The 16167-nt window shown below is 76.9% G+C and carries 11 protein-coding genes; 4 read left to right on the top strand and 7 right to left on the bottom strand.

Features of this window, described 5'->3' with window-relative positions:
- Positions 1 to 69: 69 nt before the first annotated feature.
- On the top strand, positions 70 to 2637 hold the full coding sequence (gene lanL / locus K1Y72_RS23940) for a class IV lanthionine synthetase LanL (RefSeq protein ID WP_220168680.1): 2568 nt from the start codon (positions 70 to 72) through the stop codon (positions 2635 to 2637).
- A gap of 4 nt (positions 2638 to 2641) precedes the next feature.
- Here lanL and K1Y72_RS23945 read toward each other — a convergent pair whose 3' ends face one another.
- Genes K1Y72_RS23945 through K1Y72_RS23970 form a run of 6 tightly spaced genes read right to left on the bottom strand, consistent with a single transcriptional unit; the run spans position 2642 to position 12733 of the window.
- Positions 2642 to 4333 (bottom strand): TRAFAC clade GTPase domain-containing protein, encoded by a 1692-nt coding sequence (locus tag K1Y72_RS23945; protein WP_220168681.1) that lies wholly within the window; start codon positions 4331 to 4333, stop codon positions 2642 to 2644.
- A 4-nt stretch (positions 4334 to 4337) separates the two neighbouring features.
- A complete protein-coding gene (locus K1Y72_RS23950) occupies positions 4338 to 6614 on the bottom strand; it encodes a GAP1-N2 domain-containing protein (RefSeq protein WP_220168682.1) in 2277 nt (758 codons plus the stop codon).
- 4 nt (positions 6615 to 6618) lie between these two features.
- A complete protein-coding gene (locus tag K1Y72_RS23955; RefSeq protein ID WP_308287203.1) occupies positions 6619 to 7842 on the bottom strand; it encodes a TRAFAC clade GTPase domain-containing protein in 1224 nt (407 codons plus the stop codon).
- An 8-nt stretch (positions 7843 to 7850) separates the two neighbouring features.
- Positions 7851 to 10472: a SaeA-related protein gene (locus tag K1Y72_RS23960; RefSeq protein WP_220168684.1), complete on the bottom strand. Its 2622-nt coding sequence runs from the start codon at positions 10470 to 10472 to the stop codon at positions 7851 to 7853.
- 7 nt (positions 10473 to 10479) lie between these two features.
- Entirely contained in the window at positions 10480 to 12063 is a 1584-nt protein-coding gene (locus tag K1Y72_RS23965; protein ID WP_220168685.1) for an Hsp70 family protein, read from the bottom strand.
- Between the two features lie 13 nt (positions 12064 to 12076).
- The gene (locus K1Y72_RS23970) at positions 12077 to 12733 is read right to left on the bottom strand and encodes a nucleotide exchange factor GrpE (RefSeq protein WP_220168686.1); all 657 of its coding nucleotides are present in this window, start codon (positions 12731 to 12733) and stop codon (positions 12077 to 12079) included.
- 209 nt (positions 12734 to 12942) lie between these two features.
- Between K1Y72_RS23970 and K1Y72_RS23975 the strand changes: the two genes are divergently transcribed.
- A complete protein-coding gene (locus K1Y72_RS23975; RefSeq protein ID WP_220168687.1) occupies positions 12943 to 13566 on the top strand; it encodes an ACT domain-containing protein in 624 nt (207 codons plus the stop codon).
- Between the two features lie 108 nt (positions 13567 to 13674).
- On the opposite strand, the gene K1Y72_RS23980 is transcribed toward K1Y72_RS23975, so the two are convergent.
- Positions 13675 to 14595 (bottom strand): carbohydrate kinase family protein, encoded by a 921-nt coding sequence (locus K1Y72_RS23980; protein WP_220168688.1) that lies wholly within the window; start codon positions 14593 to 14595, stop codon positions 13675 to 13677.
- Positions 14596 to 14668: 73 nt separating this feature from the next.
- On the opposite strand from K1Y72_RS23980, the gene K1Y72_RS23985 reads away from it, so the two are divergent.
- Together K1Y72_RS23985 and K1Y72_RS23990 are read left to right on the top strand one after the other, a co-directional pair.
- A complete protein-coding gene (locus tag K1Y72_RS23985) occupies positions 14669 to 15292 on the top strand; it encodes a class II aldolase/adducin family protein (RefSeq protein ID WP_220168689.1) in 624 nt (207 codons plus the stop codon).
- 65 nt (positions 15293 to 15357) lie between these two features.
- Positions 15358 to 16161, top strand: coding sequence for an enoyl-CoA hydratase (locus K1Y72_RS23990; protein ID WP_220168690.1), 804 nt, complete (start codon positions 15358 to 15360; stop codon positions 16159 to 16161).
- The last annotated feature ends 6 nt before the right edge of the window (positions 16162 to 16167 follow it).

Here is a 16167-nt window from a genome sequence, read left to right on the forward strand (position 1 = left end):
CCTCCTTTTCCGGAATCGTCCTCCGGGGTCGTCCCGATACGCACAGCGAAGGGCAACGCATTGGAAACAATGGCGGCCGAGGCGGCCGGAGAAGTGGGCGGACTGCTCGCTTCATTTGCCGACCTGAACGGTCGGGAATATCGGGCCGACGAGGTCTGGATCAGCCTTCGCAATCCCGAATTCGCGATGCCCGCGCAGGGCTGGAAACTGCACGTCTCGGCCCGTCCGGGCACCCTGGCCGAAACCGTCGCGCGGGCGCTGCCGGTGCTGCTCGCCGAGGGCTGCGACTTCAAGGTGGCCCGCTCGCCCGAGGTGCTGCGCGAGCTGAACTCCGGCGACAAGGACCCCGGCGCCGTCGGCAAGGCCCTCACCGCCTACCCGGCGGAGGACCGCGCCGTCGCCCTCGGGCACGCCCTCGCCGAGGCGCTCGCGGGCCTGGCCGGACCGCGCGTCGCGAGCGACCGCCGCGTCCGCCCCGACGCGCCCGTCTACTACCGGTACGCGCCGTTCCTGCCGCAGTTCCGGGTGGACGACAACGGCGACTTCGAGCTCGTCGTCGTCGGCCCGGACGGGGAGGGGCTGCCCGGCGCCGCCGGCGCCGAGTTCACCTGCCCGCCCTGGACGTCCGACCCCTTCCGCCCGCGGCCCGCCGCGGACGCCGCGCCTGCTCCCGCGGAGCCGGGCGAGCGGGCCGAGCGCCTGCTCGGCGGCCGCTACCGCGTCACCTCCGGCGTCATGCGCGGCCCGCGCGGCAGCGTCTACCGGGCCGCGGCGCCGGACGGCCGCGCCGTGATCGTCAAGGAGTCGCGCGCCTACGTCGGCGAGCGCGCGGACGGCCACGACCTGCGCCTGTACCTGCGCAACGAGCTGCGCGTGCTGACGGCGCTGCGCGGCGTCGCGGGCGTCCCGCGCGCGGTGGACCACTTCCGCCACGGCGACGACGAGTACCTGGTGATGACCGACGCCGGCAGCCGCGACCTCAACCGGGCCGTCATCGAGGACGGCGCCTACGCCGACGGGCGGCCCGGCCGCGACCTCGGGGAGCTGGCGTCCCGGCTCCTCGCCGTCCTCGACGCCGTGCACGCGCGCGGCGTGGTGGTCCGCGACCTGTCGCCGAAGAACGTCGTGCTCGGCGACGACGGCGCCTGCACCCTCATCGACTTCGGCACCAGCCGCCACGAGGACCTCCAGCTCCCCGGCTACAGCCGCGGCTACAGCGTCCCCGACCAGCGCACCGGCCGCCCCTCCGTCCCCGCCGACGACCACTTCTCGCTCGGCGCGACGCTGTTCTTCGCCGCGACCGGCATGAACCCCGTCATGATCGACCCCGATCCGGAGCGCGCCGCCGAGCGCACCCTCCAGGTGCTCGCCCGCCGCTTCCCCGGCGTCCGCACCGGCGTCGTCGGCCTGCTGCCCGCCCTGCTCGGCCCCGACCCCGCCGCCCGGACGGCGGCCGCCGCCGAGATCCGGGCCGGCCGGCACGGCGCCGCGCACCGCACCAACACCCGACCCCTCGCCGTCACGCCCCGGCTGACCCGCGACCTGCTGTCGGCGGTCCTCGACCACACCGCCGCCGAGTGCGCCCGCTTCGCCGAGGGACTCATGGAGGAGCCGGCCGACCGGCGCGCGAGCCCGCCCGTCACCAACGTCTACGGCGGCAGCGCGGGCGTCGGCATGGAACTGCTGCACCACGCCGGGACCCGCGCCCTCGCCGGCGACCTCGCCCGCTGGACGGTCGGGGCGACGCCGCCGACCGTCCTGCCGCCCGCCCTGTACTTCGGCCGCACCGGCACCGCGCTGTTCCTCGCCGCCGCCGGGGTCGCGGCGCCCGGCCCCGTCCGCCTCACCGGCGCCGAGCGCGCCGACCAGGCCCACGGCCTCGCCGGCATCGGTACCGGGCACCTCGCCCTCGCCCGCCTCGACCCCGGGGGCGCGGACGCGCACCTGGCGGTCGCCGCCGAGTGCGCCCGCCGGCTCGCGGCGGGCGAGCACGCCGAGGCGCCCGAGCCGCCCGCGCCGCTCCCGCCGGACGCGGGCGTCGCCGTGGACGCCGCCTACGCCCACGGCGACGCGGGCATCGCCGACTTCCTGCTCGCCCACCACCAGGCGACCGGCGACACCGCCGCGCTCGACGCCGCCCGCATCCACCTGGACGCGATGCTCCCCGACGTCACCGCGCTCGCGGACGCGCTGCGCGGCGACGGCGCCAAACCCATGGGCGCGTCCTGGTGCCAGGGCGTCTCGGGAGTCACCGCCACGCTGCTGCGCGCCGCCGACGTCTACGGCGACGACGGTCTGCTCGACCTCGCCGTCCGGATCGGGCACGGCTGCATCGCGGTCGCGCCCCGCGCCTGGGTGGCGTCGCAGTGCTGCGGCCTCGCCGGGATGGGCGAGGCGCTGGTCGACCTCGCGCTCGCCACCGGCGACGACACCTGGTGGCGCGGCGCCGAGGAGGTCGTCGAGCTGATGCTGGTGCGCAGCGGCGGCACCCCGCGGCGTCCCGTCCTGCCCGGCAACGACCTGGACACCCCGTCCTTCACCTGGGGCACCGGCGCCGCCGGCGTCCTGTCGTTCCTGCGCCGCCTGGACCGCCGCGAGGGCGCCCGCCTCTGGACCGACGCCATGACGGCGCCCTGACCGGCTACAGGTAGCGCAGAGCGAGGACGAGGGCGGCGACGACGGCGGCGGCCGTCACCAGGGACAGGCCGGCGAGGACGGCCCAGCGGCCCGCCTGGTAGCCGGCCGGGACGCGGCCCTCGCCGCGGCCGCGCACCGGCCACGCCGCGCGGAGCGGCGCCGTCCCCGGCACCTCCTCGCGCTCCACATCGGCGGGCGCGCCGCCCTCCTCGCCGCCGAGGCCCGACACCCAGCCGAGCAGGTCGGCGATGTCGGCGGGCGGCGTCTGCGGCCCCGACCCGAAGTAGCGGACCTGGCCCGCGACCTGGTCCAGGGTGCGGACGGTGTTGCCGAGCCCGACGCGGCCGAGCCAGGACCGCAGGTCCGGGTCGTCGTCCAGGGTGCGGCCGATCTCGGTGCGGACCAGCAGGTCGGTCTTGGTCACCACGACCGCGACGCGCTTCTGCCGCCCCTTGTCGGGCCGCGACCGCAGCTCGTTCAGCACCCGCTGGAGCGTGTCGGCGGGGTCCTCGGCGGACGCCGCCGCGAGCTGGTCGACGGCGAGGGCCTCCTCGGCCGTCAGGGACCGCTCGACCTGCGGCAGCGCGAACGGGTCCACCACGAACAGCAGCGCCTCGCCGTGGTCGAGGTAGCGCAGCGACCCGACCTCCCCGGCGCCGGTGTAGTGCTCGCCCGCCGGGTCGAACAGGTACAGGATGCGCCGGGACCGGCCCGGCAGGTCCACGTCCAGCATCGTCGCGAGCGGCAGCCCCGGCCCGGTCTTGGCGAGCCGCCCGCCGCGCTGGAACTCGCGGATCGCGCCCGCGTACGCCTGCGCGTGCTTGGGCTCGACGAACGCGACGCGGCCGTCGGCGCCGCGGGCGCGGGCGTGCAGCGCGCGGATGCCCATCACCATGAACGTCGTCTTGCCGGCCGAGGGGCCGCCGACGAACGCCAGCGGCTCGACGCGGACGCGGCCGATGCGGTCGGGCAGCTTCCCGCCGCAGTGCGGGCAGAACGCCGACAGCCGGAACCGGCCGAGCGGGACCGTCGTCGGCAGCCGCGTCCCGCACCGGCACACGTGCCGGAACGCGCCGCCGGTGTTCGGCACGAGCCGCCGGTGGCGGGTGCCGCAGTTCGGGCACGCGTACTCGGGCAGCGCGATCTTCTCGTAGCAGAACGGGTGCGGGCAGGTCTGCAGGATGCGCCCGTAGGCCATGAGGACGCGCTCGACGGCGGCGAGGACGAGCGCGCACGCGAGCCAGGCCGCGAGCCCGACCGCCGCGACGAGCCCGTACAGGACGGTCAGCACCAGCCCGATCACCGCCGCCGGGACGGCCGCGGCGACGATGCCCGCGCAGAGCGCGAGCCACACCGGGAACGCCAGCAGCCCCCACGGCATCGGCAGCAGCCGCCGGGTGAGGCCCCGCACGAGCAGCCGCGCCGTCGCCGCCACCTGCGGCACCACCGCGACGTTGATCGCCCACCAGTCCCGCCACACCTGCTCGATCAGGTAGTGCCGGTAGGCGGTCTCGGGGACCGCGACGGGGGAGGGGCCGTCCAGCGCCGACGACGTCAGCGCCCGGAAGGCGTACCGGTAGTACAGGGCGCCGGCGGCGAGGACGGCGACGGCCAGGGTGGCGGCGAGCAGCACCGGCGACACGAGCCAGAGGACGATCCAGAGCACGGACAGCAGCACGAACGCGAGCACCTGCATCAGGTCACCTCCCCTTGCCCTCGGCGAGCAGGTCCCGCAGCGCGGTCCGCAGCTCCCGCTCGCCCGCGAAGTGCGCGTCCAGGCGGCGCCCGGCGGCCCAGCGGGCCGCGGCGGCGCGCGCCCACGCCTCCAGGCCCGCGTCGCGGGCCCCGGCGAGCCGGAGCCGCAGCACCACCTCGATCAGCTCGTTGCGGCGGGCGGTGTCGGCGCCGCGCGCCCGGCCGGGCAGCTCCGCCGACCAGACCTCCCCGAGCCGGGCGCGCGGCCCCTCGGGCAGCGCGGCGAGCAGCTCGGCGCGGAACGCGGGCGCGCGGCGGCCGAGGCGGCCGGCGGCGCCCGCGAACGCCTCGGCGGCGAGCCGGTTCGCCCCGTCCAGCGCCCGCACCGCCGAGGCCGCCTCGGACGCGGTGGACGCGCCCGCCGCGTCGCAGTACGCCTGGACGAGCGCGGCGTCGCGCTCGGCGCCGCCGCCGGGCAGCTCGGCGCGGACGCGGGCGGCGAGCCGCAGCGTCTGCGGGGCGTCGAGCGCGGCCCCGGCGGGCGTGGCGAGGCGGGTGAACGTCCGGGACGGCAGCACGGCGAGCGCCGGGTGGCCGGTCATCGCCGCCGCCTGCGCCTCGATCAGCGCGAGGCACTCCTCGGCGTCCGGCGGCTCGGCCCACACGCGGCTGAGCGCCGGGTCGAGGTCGGCGGCGGACGCGCCGTCCAGCGCCAGCAGCTCCCCGGTGACCGCGACGCGCCGCCCGGGGCTGCGCGCGCCGACGGCGGCGAGGACGTGCCGGGCGACGGCGGGCAGCGCGGCGAGCCGCTCCCGCTCCCCGTACAGCAGGTCGCAGGCGCCGTCGTCCAGGACGGCGGCGCGGACCGCGTCGCCGGCGGCCTCCAGGCCGTCGAGGGCGCCGCCGAGCAGCGCCTCGCGCGCGGCCGCCGGGCAGGCGTCGAGGGCGGCGGGCAGGTCGGCGGCGCCGGCCCGCGCGCGGGCGTGCGCGGCGGCGGTCACCTCGCCGAGCGCGGGCCGCGCCGTCGCGGCGACGTGCGCGACCTCGGTGAGGTCGGCCGCCGCCGCCAGCGCCTCCGACACCGAGGACGCCAGCTCCTCGCGGGCGGTCGGCGGCAGGTCCAGCTTCGGCAGCCGGGCGCGCAGCGCGGGCGACGACAGCGCGAGCGCGGTCGCGCGCAGCGCGCACTGCTCGGCGACCTCGGGCGCGCCCGCGTCGCGGGCCCGGTCGTGGACGGCGAGCGCCAGGTCGAACCCCATCGACGGGACGCCCGGCACGAGGTCGCGCCACACCCATTCGGGGATCGCGGTGCCGTGCCGGGCGAGCAGCCCGGCCGCCTCGTCCTCCTCGGCGGGACGGACGCCGGTGTCGCCGCGGCAGAGCGCGAGCAGCCCGGCGGCGCGGTCCAGCTCGGCGGGGCCGGGACCGGCGTCGCCGGAGTCCAGCAGCGCCAGCTCGCCGAGCGCGTCCAGGCCCGCGAAGTCGGCGTCCTGCCAGCACGCCGCGACCGTCGCGGCGAACCGGGACGGCTCGCCCGGCGGGGCCGGGGCGCCGAGGACGAACGCCGTCGACCCGTGGTGCTGCGCCGACGCCCACACGTCGGGAGTGGTGCCGACGAGGCGCTGCCCGGCGGCCTCGGGGTCGGCGCTGTAGGTGACGAACGACAGCCGCGCGGCGGCGGCGACCGGCAGCGAGTACGACACGACCGCGATCCAGCGGGCGATCAGCTCGACGTCGCCGGCGATCAGCACGACCCGGCCGTGGCCGCGCCCGAGGACCCCGGCGACCGCGTCCACCACCCGGGCGAGCAGCGGGTGGCCGTTCCCGTCGGTCAGCCACGCGGCGAGCGTGTCGGGCGCGAACGCGTCGCCGGGGGTCAGGTCGGCCAGGTCGGGCAGCTCGGCGTCGTCGGCGGGGCCGTCGTCCCACAGCGGGGCGTTCCACAGCTCGGCCGGGCGGAGGCCCTCCAGCTCGTCGGGTTCGGCGACGACCGCGTGCGCGAAGAAGTTGCCGTAGCGGCCCGAGTAGTCCTGCCCGAGGTAGCGGCAGCGCAGCAGCAGCGGGCGGCCGTCCACGCTGTCGTACAGCAGCGCGACGGGGAACGCGCCGAGCTCGCCGTCGCCCGGCGACAGCGGCGCCTCCGGCGGCGGCCGGTAGGCCAGGTGCGGCGTCACCGCGGCGCGGACGCCGTCGGGCAGGCCGGGCGTCTCGGCGACGAACTGGAACCCGGCCCGGCCCGTCGGGCCGCGCCGCGCGGAGGTGTAGTGCAGCTGCCAGGCCACGCCGTCACGACCCCTGGGGACGGGCCCCGGCGAGCATCCCGAACCGGTGCAGCAGCCAGAGCAGCGGATCCTCGGTGCGGTAGGGCCGGACGCCGCCCGCGCCGACGCGCCCGCCTTCGGGGATCCCGCCGAGCGCCGACAGGCCGAACAGCGCGTAGTCGGCGTACTGCTGGCCGAGGAAGGTGTCGAGCTGCCCGGCCTGCCACTCGTGCAGCAGCGACCGGACCTGCTCGTTGACGGCCTCCCGGTCGTCGAGGTCCAGGACGCCCGACCCGGCGCGCGAGCGGTGCAGCGCCGACTGGCGCAGCATCCCCGGCCGCAGCACGTCGATCTTGGTGAGGGCGACCGCGACGGGCGTCCGCAGCCGCTCGCCCGGCTTGGCGTCGTGGCGGGTGCGCAGCGCCTCGGTGACGCGGGCGATGATGTTGATGGGCTCGCTGTCGGGGTCCTCGCCCGCCGCCTCGGGGAGCGCCCCGGCGACCGCCGGGCGCGCGGCGGGCAGCTCCAGCGGGTCGACCAGGAAGATGACGGCGTCGGCCGCCTCCAGGTACCGCAGGTGCAGGTCGCGGACCTCGCGGCTGCGCAGGTCCTCGCCCGCGGTGTCGAACAGCACCAGGCAGATCGACTCGCTGCGCGGGCGCGAGAACCGGGTGCGCGGCGGCAGCGTGCGCGTCAGCAGGTAGACGAGCGGCTCGCGCGGCGACGTCGCCGCCGACGCCGTCGTCGGCAGCAGCCGCTTCTCCTCCAGCAGCGGCCGGGCGAAGTCGCGCTTGTAGCGCTCGATCGTCCGGTCGTCGCAGGCGACGAGGGAGGCGTCCAACTCGGTGCCGACCCGGTTCATCAGCTCGTGCAGCAGCACCGCGATGTAGGTCGACTTTCCGGCGTTCTTGGCGCCGACCAGCGCGACGATGCGGCCGGGGGAGTCACAGTAGGCCGACGGCAGCGGGTTGTGGCATTCGGGGCAGACACGGCTGCCGGTGATCTGCCGGCAGGCCGGGCATTCGGCGCGCGCGCGCCCGCCCGGCGCCTCGAACACGGGTGGCAGCGACGCGCCCGCCGTCGAACCGGTGTACTCGGCGAGCTCCTTGTCCAGCACCGGGGCGCAGCCCGACCGGCGGCCCGCCTGCCCCCGGCACCGGTAGGGGATCCGCTGCGCGGACACGACGGCGAAGCAGTAGGGGCAGGTGACGCCCTGCCGGGACGAGGGGGGCCGGGGCAAGGGGGGCACGGGGTTCCTCATCTGGTGACCTGGAGGCGGCGGACGGGGGGATCGCTCAGCTCGACGACGTCGTCGTCGGCGAAGCAGCGCAGCCAGTAGGGGCCGGACAGCGACGGCAGCTCCACCGACAGCTCGCCGGGCACGCTCACCTGCTCCCACGAGCAGAGCGTGTCGCCGTCGCCGAGCTGGTGCGGCATGACGCGCCCGGCCCGCACCACCAGGTCGAGCCTGGCGACCCGCACCGGCTGCCCGGCGGTGAGCCGGATCGTCAGCGACCGCTTCCACGGCGGGCCGCCGCGCGCCACGTCGTAGTGCACGACCGTCCGCGACCCGACGCGGGCGGTGACGGCCGGGCCCGTCACCCGCGACCCGCCGAGCAGGCCGCTGGAGGCGACCGCGACCTCCACGGCCTCGTCCTCGGGCACCGGCAGGTTCACCCCGCCCTGGGTGTCGTAGTGGGCGCGGGTGACCAGGCGCCGCTCGGGGCCGCCCGCCCCGAGAGCGGTGCCGAGCATGCTCTCCATGTGGCCGGTCGCGATGCGGCCCGCGCCGACCCGCCACGTCAGCTCGACCTCGGCGACGCCCTCGGGCCAGTCGAACCCGACGTGGACCCTCCCGCCGCGCCGCTCGGCGAGGAGCCGCCGCGGCGCCGGCAGGTTCACGTGCCGGTGGTAGGCGCCGATCGCGGCGGTGCCCTCGGCGACGCTGACGGCGAGCAGCCAGCCGCCCGCCCCCGGCCGCACCGCGAGGCCCGCCGGGGACGGCGTCGCGGTGAGCCGCCGCGCGTGCCGCCACACCTCCTCGATCGGGACGAGGGCGCTGCGCGGCCACGGCGGCGGCTGCTCGGTCAGCACCAGCTCGACGTCGCCGTGCGCGGGCGGCGCGAACCGCACCAGCAGCAGGCCCGGATCGTCGGGGTCGGGTTCGGCGGACAGCTCGAACACCGGGTCGGGCGGGGCGCTCGGCGTCACCGACACCCGCACGCCGGGCGTGGCGACCTCCTCGCCCGCCTCGTCCAGGTACACCGCGCAGACCCGGTAGTGGTAGGTGACGCCGTTCGGGACGCGGTCGGTGAACCCGTCGCGGGTCGCCGGGACGCGGCGGCCGCCGCGCACCACCTGCACGCGCGCGGCGTCCGGCGGGCACCGCCAGCGTCCCGTCACGCCGCCGTCGCCCGCCGACAGCCGCACGTCGGCGGGCTCGGGCCGCACCACGACGGGGCCGGTGACCGTCGGCGGCGACGCGGCCTCGCCGCGCACCGCGACGACCGCGTAGAACAGGGGCCGGTTGGCGGGCGGCCGGTCGTCGCGCGGGCCGGGCAGCGGGTCGCCGTCGGCGGCGTTGCGCGGCGGGCGGCCGAGGCGCCGCACCACGTGGTACAGCACCTCGCCCGCCGTGGACGGCGAGGCGTCCCAGGACAGGCGGACGGCCGCGCCGTCGATGTCGGCGCGCAGCTCGGGCACCGGGTGCGGGGCGAGGCGCCGCTGGTGCTCGGCGGCGCCGGGCAGGTCGCGGACCAGGCGGAGCGCGTCGGCGAGGAGCCGCCACGCGCGGTCGGGGTCGTCCTCGGCGGCGGCCGCCTCGCGCAGCCGCACGGCCGTCGCGACGCGCTGCCGCGCCTCGGCGGCCAGCACCGCCGCGCCCTCGGGCAGCTCGCCGCCGTCCTGGGAGGCGTTCGCCAGCTCGGCGGCGGCGTGCACCTCGCCGCCGTCCAGCAGCGCCCGCAGCCGCCCCTCCAGACCGCCGCCGGGCGCCGTCTCGCGCAGCACCGCGAACACCAGGCGCCGCGCGTCGCCCGGCTCGACGCCGAGGTCCTCCATCGCGTACCGCAGCAGCGCCCGCTCCGACGCGCGCTGCGCGAGCCGCTCGCGGAGCCGCTCGACCAGGTCGTAGCGGACCAGCTCGGCCGGGTCGCCCGCGCGCAGCGCAGCGAGGACCGTCCCGGCGTGCGTGGTGCTGGTGTCGCGGCTCCGCCGCGCCCATCCGGCCGCCGCCTCCTCCACCGCCGCCCGGTCCAGGACGACGCCGGGCGCGGCGAACCCGTCCAGCACCCGCATCGGGCCGGCGAGGCGCGGCCCGAACACGAACGCCGCCAGATGCCGGTGCCCGAGGACGTCCAGCGACGCCCGCACGTTGCGGAACGCCGCGTACGGCGCGGCGGCGGGCAGCGCGTCCGGCACCCGCACCTCGATGCGGTCCTCGCGGGCGAGCGCGGCGAGCTCGCCCGCCGCGACGCCCGCGTCCCGCGCGATGCCCTCCAGCTCGGCGGGCGTCACCAGGTGCAGCGTCCCGGCCGCGTCCGCCAGGCGCGCCCGCGCCTGCGTCCGGCGCCGCCGCCCGCGCTCCTCGCCGCCGCGCAGCCGCTCGGCGAGCCCGGACAGGTCGCCGCGCTCGGCGGCGGCGAACAGCGGGGCCAGCTCGCGGTGCTCGGCCTCCAGCCGGTCGACCAGCCGCCGGTACTTCAGCTGCCCGCGGGCCCGCCGCCAGCACTGCCGCACCTGCTTCACCGCCGCCGCGACCCCGGCGGGCGTCAGCGGGTCGGGCAGCGCGTACCGGACGCGCAGGTCCTCCGGCGGCGCGTCGCCCGCGGCCCGCGCGGGCTCCAGGACGACGCGCCGGTAGTCATCGTCGAAGTTCATGGACGCATCAGCTCACCTGGACGCGGGACAGTGCCTTGCGGGACTGCTCGACCTCCTCCTCCGACATGCCCCCGACGTCGATCTTCAGGTCGAGCCGCTCGCCGGTCTCCTTCTCGACCGCCGTGACGTTCAGCAGGCCCGAGGCGTCGAGCGCGAACGTCACGCCGATCGGCCAGCCGGCCTTCTTGCCCGGCGGGACGCGGATGTCGCCGGTGGCGATCTCGGTGTTGTCGATCAGCTCGGCGGACTCCACGCTGCCGGCCTGCTCCATCACCCGGATGTCGGCGGAGGTCTGGTCGTCGTAGACGGTGAAGAACTCCTCGGTGTGCGCGGCGGGCAGCTCGTCGTTGGCGTGCACCAGGTGCGCGACGCTCTCGGCGCCCGACTCGCGTTCCACGACCACGATCCCGAACGCGTGCGAGGCGACCGTCTTGATCTGCCGGCCGGCGATCTGCCGCTGCTGCTCGGTGGACAGGCCCGCCTTGCCGGCCATCTCCTCGGCCTGCTCGGCGCGGCCCTCGCGGACCAGCCGCCGGTAGGTCTCCTCGAACGCGTACAGCGCGGCGCCCTTGGCGACGGCGAGGTCGGGGTCCTGCAGGCGCGGCGACAGGCCGAGCTCGGTCTCCAGCCGCGACGCCACCACCGGCATCTTGGTGGACCCGCCCACCAGCACCAGGTCGTCGTAGTCGTGCACGCCCTTGTCGGCGGCGGTGGCGAGGGTCCGGCCGGTGATCTCGATGGTCCGGTCGACCAGGTCGCGGGTCAGCTCCTCCAGCCGCTCCCGGGTGACCTCGACGGCGGCGACGCGGCCGCCGTGCATGACGCGGACGGTGTGGGAGGTGCGGGTGGTGAGGGCCTTCTTGGCGTCCTCGGCGTCGCGGCGGAGCTGCTGCTCGGTCTGCTTGTCGTCGAGGGGGTCGCCCGCGTCGGGGTGCTCGGCGCGGAACGCCTCGGCGAGGTGGGCGACCAGCCGGTCGTCCCAGTCGGCGCCGCCGAGCTCGTGGTCGCCGTCGGTGCACACCACCTCGATGTGGCCGCCGCGCAGCGCGATGACGGTGGTGTCGAAGGTGCCGCCGCCGAGGTCGTAGACCAGGATGGTGCGGTCGGCGTCGGGGTTCAGCACCCCGTAGGTGATCGCGGCGGCGATCGGCTCGGACACGATGTCGATGACGTTCAGCCCGGCGATGCGGCCCGCCTTGCGGGTCGCGTCGCGCTCGGCCGCGCCGAAGTAGGCCGGCACCGTGATGACGACGTCGCGGGCGTCCTCGCCGGTGACGGTCCGCGCGTCGGTGGCGAGCTTCAGCAGGATGAACGCCGACAGCTCCTCGGGCTTGAAGTCGATGCCGTGGATGGACCGGCCGACGTCGCGCCCCATGTCGCGCTTGATCAGGCTCACCGCGTTGTCGGGCTCCAGGACGGCGGTGTCCTTGGCCGTCGCGCCCACCACGACGTTGTCGCCGCTCTCGAAGTACACCACCGAGGGGGTGGTGTCGGTGCCCTCCAGGTTGCGCAGGACCGCAGGCCGCCCCACGTCGTCGATGGAGGCGATGCACGAGTAGGTGGTTCCCAGGTCGATCCCGTAGACAGCCATGTCCTCTATTCACCTATCGGTACCGGGTGCCGGTCTTCATGTTCTCGCCCGGCCCGCCTCCGCGCAGCCGTTCCGGCGCGGTGTGACCGCTCGCATCCCCGTCCCCGCCGGGGTCCGCGTCCTCCGGGGCGGCCTTGCCGACGCAGACCTCGGCCTTGCGGACGACGCGGCCGCCCTGCTCGAAGCCGTCGGCGCGCACCGCGACGACGCTGCCGGCGCGGTCGGGCGGGACGGGCTCGGTCGCGACGGGCCGGTGGCGGGCGGCGTCGTAGGGCGCGCCGGGCTCGACGTCGAAGCGGGTGACGCCGATGCGGGCGAGGGCGTCCACGACGTCGTCGGCGAGCGCGTTCAGCAGGGCGGCGCCGTCGTCGTCGGCGGAGTGCGGGGCGGCCTGGCGGGCGCGGTCGTGGACGCGCAGCAGCATGGCGCGGACGGGCTCCAGCATCGCGGCGAGCTCGCCGCGGCGCAGCCGCTGGTTCTCCTCGTGCAGCCGGTCGATGATCGCCTCGCGGTGCGCGGCGCGCTCGTGGTCGCGGGCGACGCGGTCGGCGAGGCCGGCGAGCGCGGCGCGCACCTCGTCCAGCGGGTCCGGCGCGCCGTCGCCGGTGACGGGCGCGGCCTCCTCGGCGGGCGCCTCGTCGCTTACTGGCCGGTCCCTATCGCTCGACACACGCAGTTACCTTAACGCCCCACCGTGGCCCGGGATAGGCCCCCTTGACCATCCCGCGGGCCGGGAGCGGCGGTCACCGGGGCGATCCCGGGCGCGACGTCCGGTTTCTTTGTGCTGTCACGCCTCGGTAACACGTCGGAAACGGGCTCGGGGAAGGGTAGGGGTGTCGCGCCGGGGACACCCGGCGCCGATGGACACAGGAGGTGACGATGTTGCTGCGGATCCGCGTCCGGTTGCCGGACCGTCCCGGGGCACTGGGCCAGGTGGCGCGCATTCTGGGCGCCGCCGGGGCCGACGTGGCGCAGATGGCCGTCCTGGAGCGCGAGAACGGGCGCGCCCTGGACGACTTCACCGTCGCCTGGCCCGCCGGTGCGGGCATCGACCGGCTCATGGACGGGCTCGGCTCGATCGCCGGCGTCGACATCGTCGGGATCTGGCCCACCGTCGAGCCGCAGGGCGCCTTCCCCGACGCCGCGCTCGTCGGGCAGCTCGCCGCCGCGCCCGCGCGCGGCGCGCTGACCCTGACCGACGCCGTCCCGGCCATCCTCAGCGCCGACTGGGCCGCGCTGGTCGAGCTCGGCGACGACGGCCCGCGCGTCACCCACCACAGCATCGGGGTCGGGACCGTGCGGGTCCCCGACCTGGAGCCGCTCCGGCCGCGCGGGTTCACCGCCGAGGACGGCACGCAGTACGCGGTCGCGCCGATGGCGGGCGGCCTCGTCCTGCTCGTGGCGCGGGCGGGGGCGCCGCCCTTCCACGGCACGGAGGTGTTCCGGCTCGCGCAGCTCGTCGGCGCCGCCGAGGCGGTGCTCGGCGTCCCGGCCGGCAAGTAACGTAACCGGCACGAAACCGGCAGGGCGCACGATGCGTCTACTTTCTTGGACATGGCCCTCGGGCGCGGCGGCGCGGTCGCACCGGGGGCCATTCCGATGCCCGCGCCCTCAGGCGTCGAGCAGGGCGAGCGCGGCGTCCAGGCCGTCCAGGCCGGCGGCGGTGCCGAGGCCCTGCGCGACGGTCGCGGCGGCGGCCGTGCCCCAGCGGGCGGCCTCGCCGAGCGGGCGGCCGTGCAGCAGGCCGGTGATGAACCCGGCGCAGTAGGCGTCGCCGCAGCCGGTGGTGTCCACGACCTCGACGGGCAGGGCGGGCAGCCGCTCGACGCCGTCGGCGGAGGCGACGAGGCTGCCGTGCTCGCCGAGCGTCACCAGCACCGAGGACGGCCCCTGGTCCAGCAGCTCGCGGGCGGCCTGGACCGGGTCGGCGGCGCCGGTCATCGCGAGGGCCTGCTCCTCGTTCGGCAGGAAGTGGTCGACGTGGGGCAGGAAGGCGGCCGTCGCGGCGACGAGGTCGGGCAGGTTCGACAGCAGGTCCATGGTGACGACGGTGCCGGCCGCGCGCGCCGCCTCCAGGGCGCCGAAGAACGCCGGGTCGTTCAGGCCGAACGCGACGTCGGGGCCGCCGATGTGGACGGCGTCGGCGGCGGCGAGCAGGCCCGGGTCGACCATGGCCGCGCCGAACGTCAGGTTCGCGCCGGGCACGTGGAAGGAGGGCCGGCCGCCGTCGGGGCGGATCGGCAGGATCGACGCGCTGGTCTGCTCGTCGGTGCGGCGGACGAGGCCGCTCACGTCGACGCCCTCGCGGGTCAGGAGGGCGGCCAGCAGGGTGCCGAGGTCGTCGTCGCCGATCGCGCCGAGCGACACCACCCGGTTGCCGAGCCGGGCGAGGGAGACCGCCGTGCCGGCCGCCGCGCCGGCGGCGGTGACCTTGACCTGGTCCACGACCACGGTGTCCTGGCCGGCCGGGATGCCCTCCACGGGGCGGGCCAGCACGTCCACGATGTGCGCCCCGAGCGTGACGACGGTCATCGGCGACCTCCTCATGATCTGTACTGGCGGGCTAGCGTACGCGGTACCGGCAGCTAACGTGAGGGAGATTCATATGAGACTGGAGCGGGAGCGCGCGGCGATCTGCGCGACGGGCCGTGCCATGGCGGCCTCCGGCCTGGTGACCGGCGCGGCCGGCAACGTCTCGGTGCGGGTCGGCGACCTGGTGGCGGTCACCCCCGGCGGCGTCATGCTGGACCGGATGGAGCCCGCCGACTGCCCCGTCGTGGACCTGGCGGGGACCGTGGTCGAGGGGGAGCGCAAGCCGTCCTCGGAGACCCCGATGCACCTGGCGGTCTACGCGTCGTCCGACGCGGCCGCGATCGTGCACACCCACTCCACGTACGGCACCGTCGTGGCGTCCACGATGGACGAGCTGCCGCCGATCCACTACAACACCCTGCTGCTCGGCGGGACGATCCGCGTCGCCGAGTACGCCACCTACGGCACGCCCGAGCTCGCCGCCAACGTCCGCGCCGCCCTGGAGGGCGGCCGCCGCGCGGCGCTCATGGCCAACCACGGCGGCGTCGCCCTCGGGTACAGCCTGGACGAGGCGTACGAGAACGCGCGGCTGCTGGAGTGGCTGTGCGGGGTGTACGTGCGGGCCAAGGCGATCGGGGAGCCGCGGGTGCTGACCGAGGAGCAGCTCGCGGCGGTTGTCGAGCGCTTCGGCGCCTGACCGGCGGGCGCGGGCGTCCCGCCTGTAACCTAGCGCTTGCTAGGTCACTGAACTGGAGGTCGCCGGTGCCGTTCGTCCTCGTCTCCCAGCCCCGCCCGCACGTCACGCTGATCACGCTGAACCGGCCGGAGCGGATGAACGCCATGGCGTTCGACGTCATGGTGCCCCTCCGCGAGGCGCTGGAGGACGCGGGCCGCGACAACGGCACCCGCGCCGTGGTGCTGACCGGCGCCGGACGCGGCTTCTGCTCGGGCGCCGACCTGGAGTCGCCCGGCCGCATCCCCGGCATCGAGGGGCTCACCGTGTCCTCGATCGCGCTCCGCTCGATGGAGCTGCTGGACGACGTGGTCCGGACGATGCGGCGGCTGCACCAGCCCGTCATCGCCGCCATCAACGGGCCGGCGATCGGCGGCGGGTTCTGCCTCGGGCTCGCCGCCGACGTGCGCCTCGCCGCCGACACCGCCTACTTCCGCGCCGCCGGCATCACCAACGGCCTCACCGCGAGCGAGCTCGGCCTCAGCTACCTGCTGCCGCGCGCGATCGGGTCCTCGCGCGCCTTCGAGATCATGCTGTCGGGGCGGGACGTGGACGCCGCCGAGGCCGAGCGCGTCGGCCTCGTCTCGCGCGCCGTCCCCGGCGCCGAGCTCCTGGACGCCGCCTGCGACCTCGCCGAGCGCGTCGCCGGCTTCAGCCGCCCCGGCGTCGAGCTCACCAAGCGGACGCTCTGGGCGGGCCTGGACGCGGCGAGCCTGGAGGCGCACATGGGCCACGAGGGCCTCGCGCAGCTCTTCGTGCGCCTCACCACCCGCAACTTCGAGGAGGCGATCGCGGCGCGCAAGGAGGGCCGCGCGCCGGACTTCCGCGACTGAGCCGCT

The sequence above is a fragment of the Actinomadura parmotrematis genome (assembly GCF_019458805.1).
Classification (GTDB): Bacteria; Actinomycetota; Actinomycetes; order Streptosporangiales; family Streptosporangiaceae; genus Spirillospora; species Spirillospora parmotrematis.

What these genes read in the sequence shown, in the direction of transcription:
- lanL (WP_220168680.1), top strand. Translation starts at nt 70, where the DNA reads ATGGCGGCCGAGGCGGCCGGAGAAGTGGGCGGACTGCTCGCTTCATTT.
- K1Y72_RS23945 (WP_220168681.1), bottom strand. Translation starts at nt 4,333, where the DNA reads ATGCAGGTGCTCGCGTTCGTGCTGCTGTCCGTGCTCTGGATCGTCCTC.
- K1Y72_RS23960 (WP_220168684.1), bottom strand. Translation starts at nt 10,472, where the DNA reads ATGAACTTCGACGATGACTACCGGCGCGTCGTCCTGGAGCCCGCGCGG.
- K1Y72_RS23965 (WP_220168685.1), bottom strand. Translation starts at nt 12,063, where the DNA reads ATGGCTGTCTACGGGATCGACCTGGGAACCACCTACTCGTGCATCGCC.
- K1Y72_RS23975 (WP_220168687.1), top strand. Translation starts at nt 12,943, where the DNA reads ATGTTGCTGCGGATCCGCGTCCGGTTGCCGGACCGTCCCGGGGCACTG.
- K1Y72_RS23980 (WP_220168688.1), bottom strand. Translation starts at nt 14,595, where the DNA reads ATGACCGTCGTCACGCTCGGGGCGCACATCGTGGACGTGCTGGCCCGC.
- K1Y72_RS23985 (WP_220168689.1), top strand. Translation starts at nt 14,669, where the DNA reads ATGAGACTGGAGCGGGAGCGCGCGGCGATCTGCGCGACGGGCCGTGCC.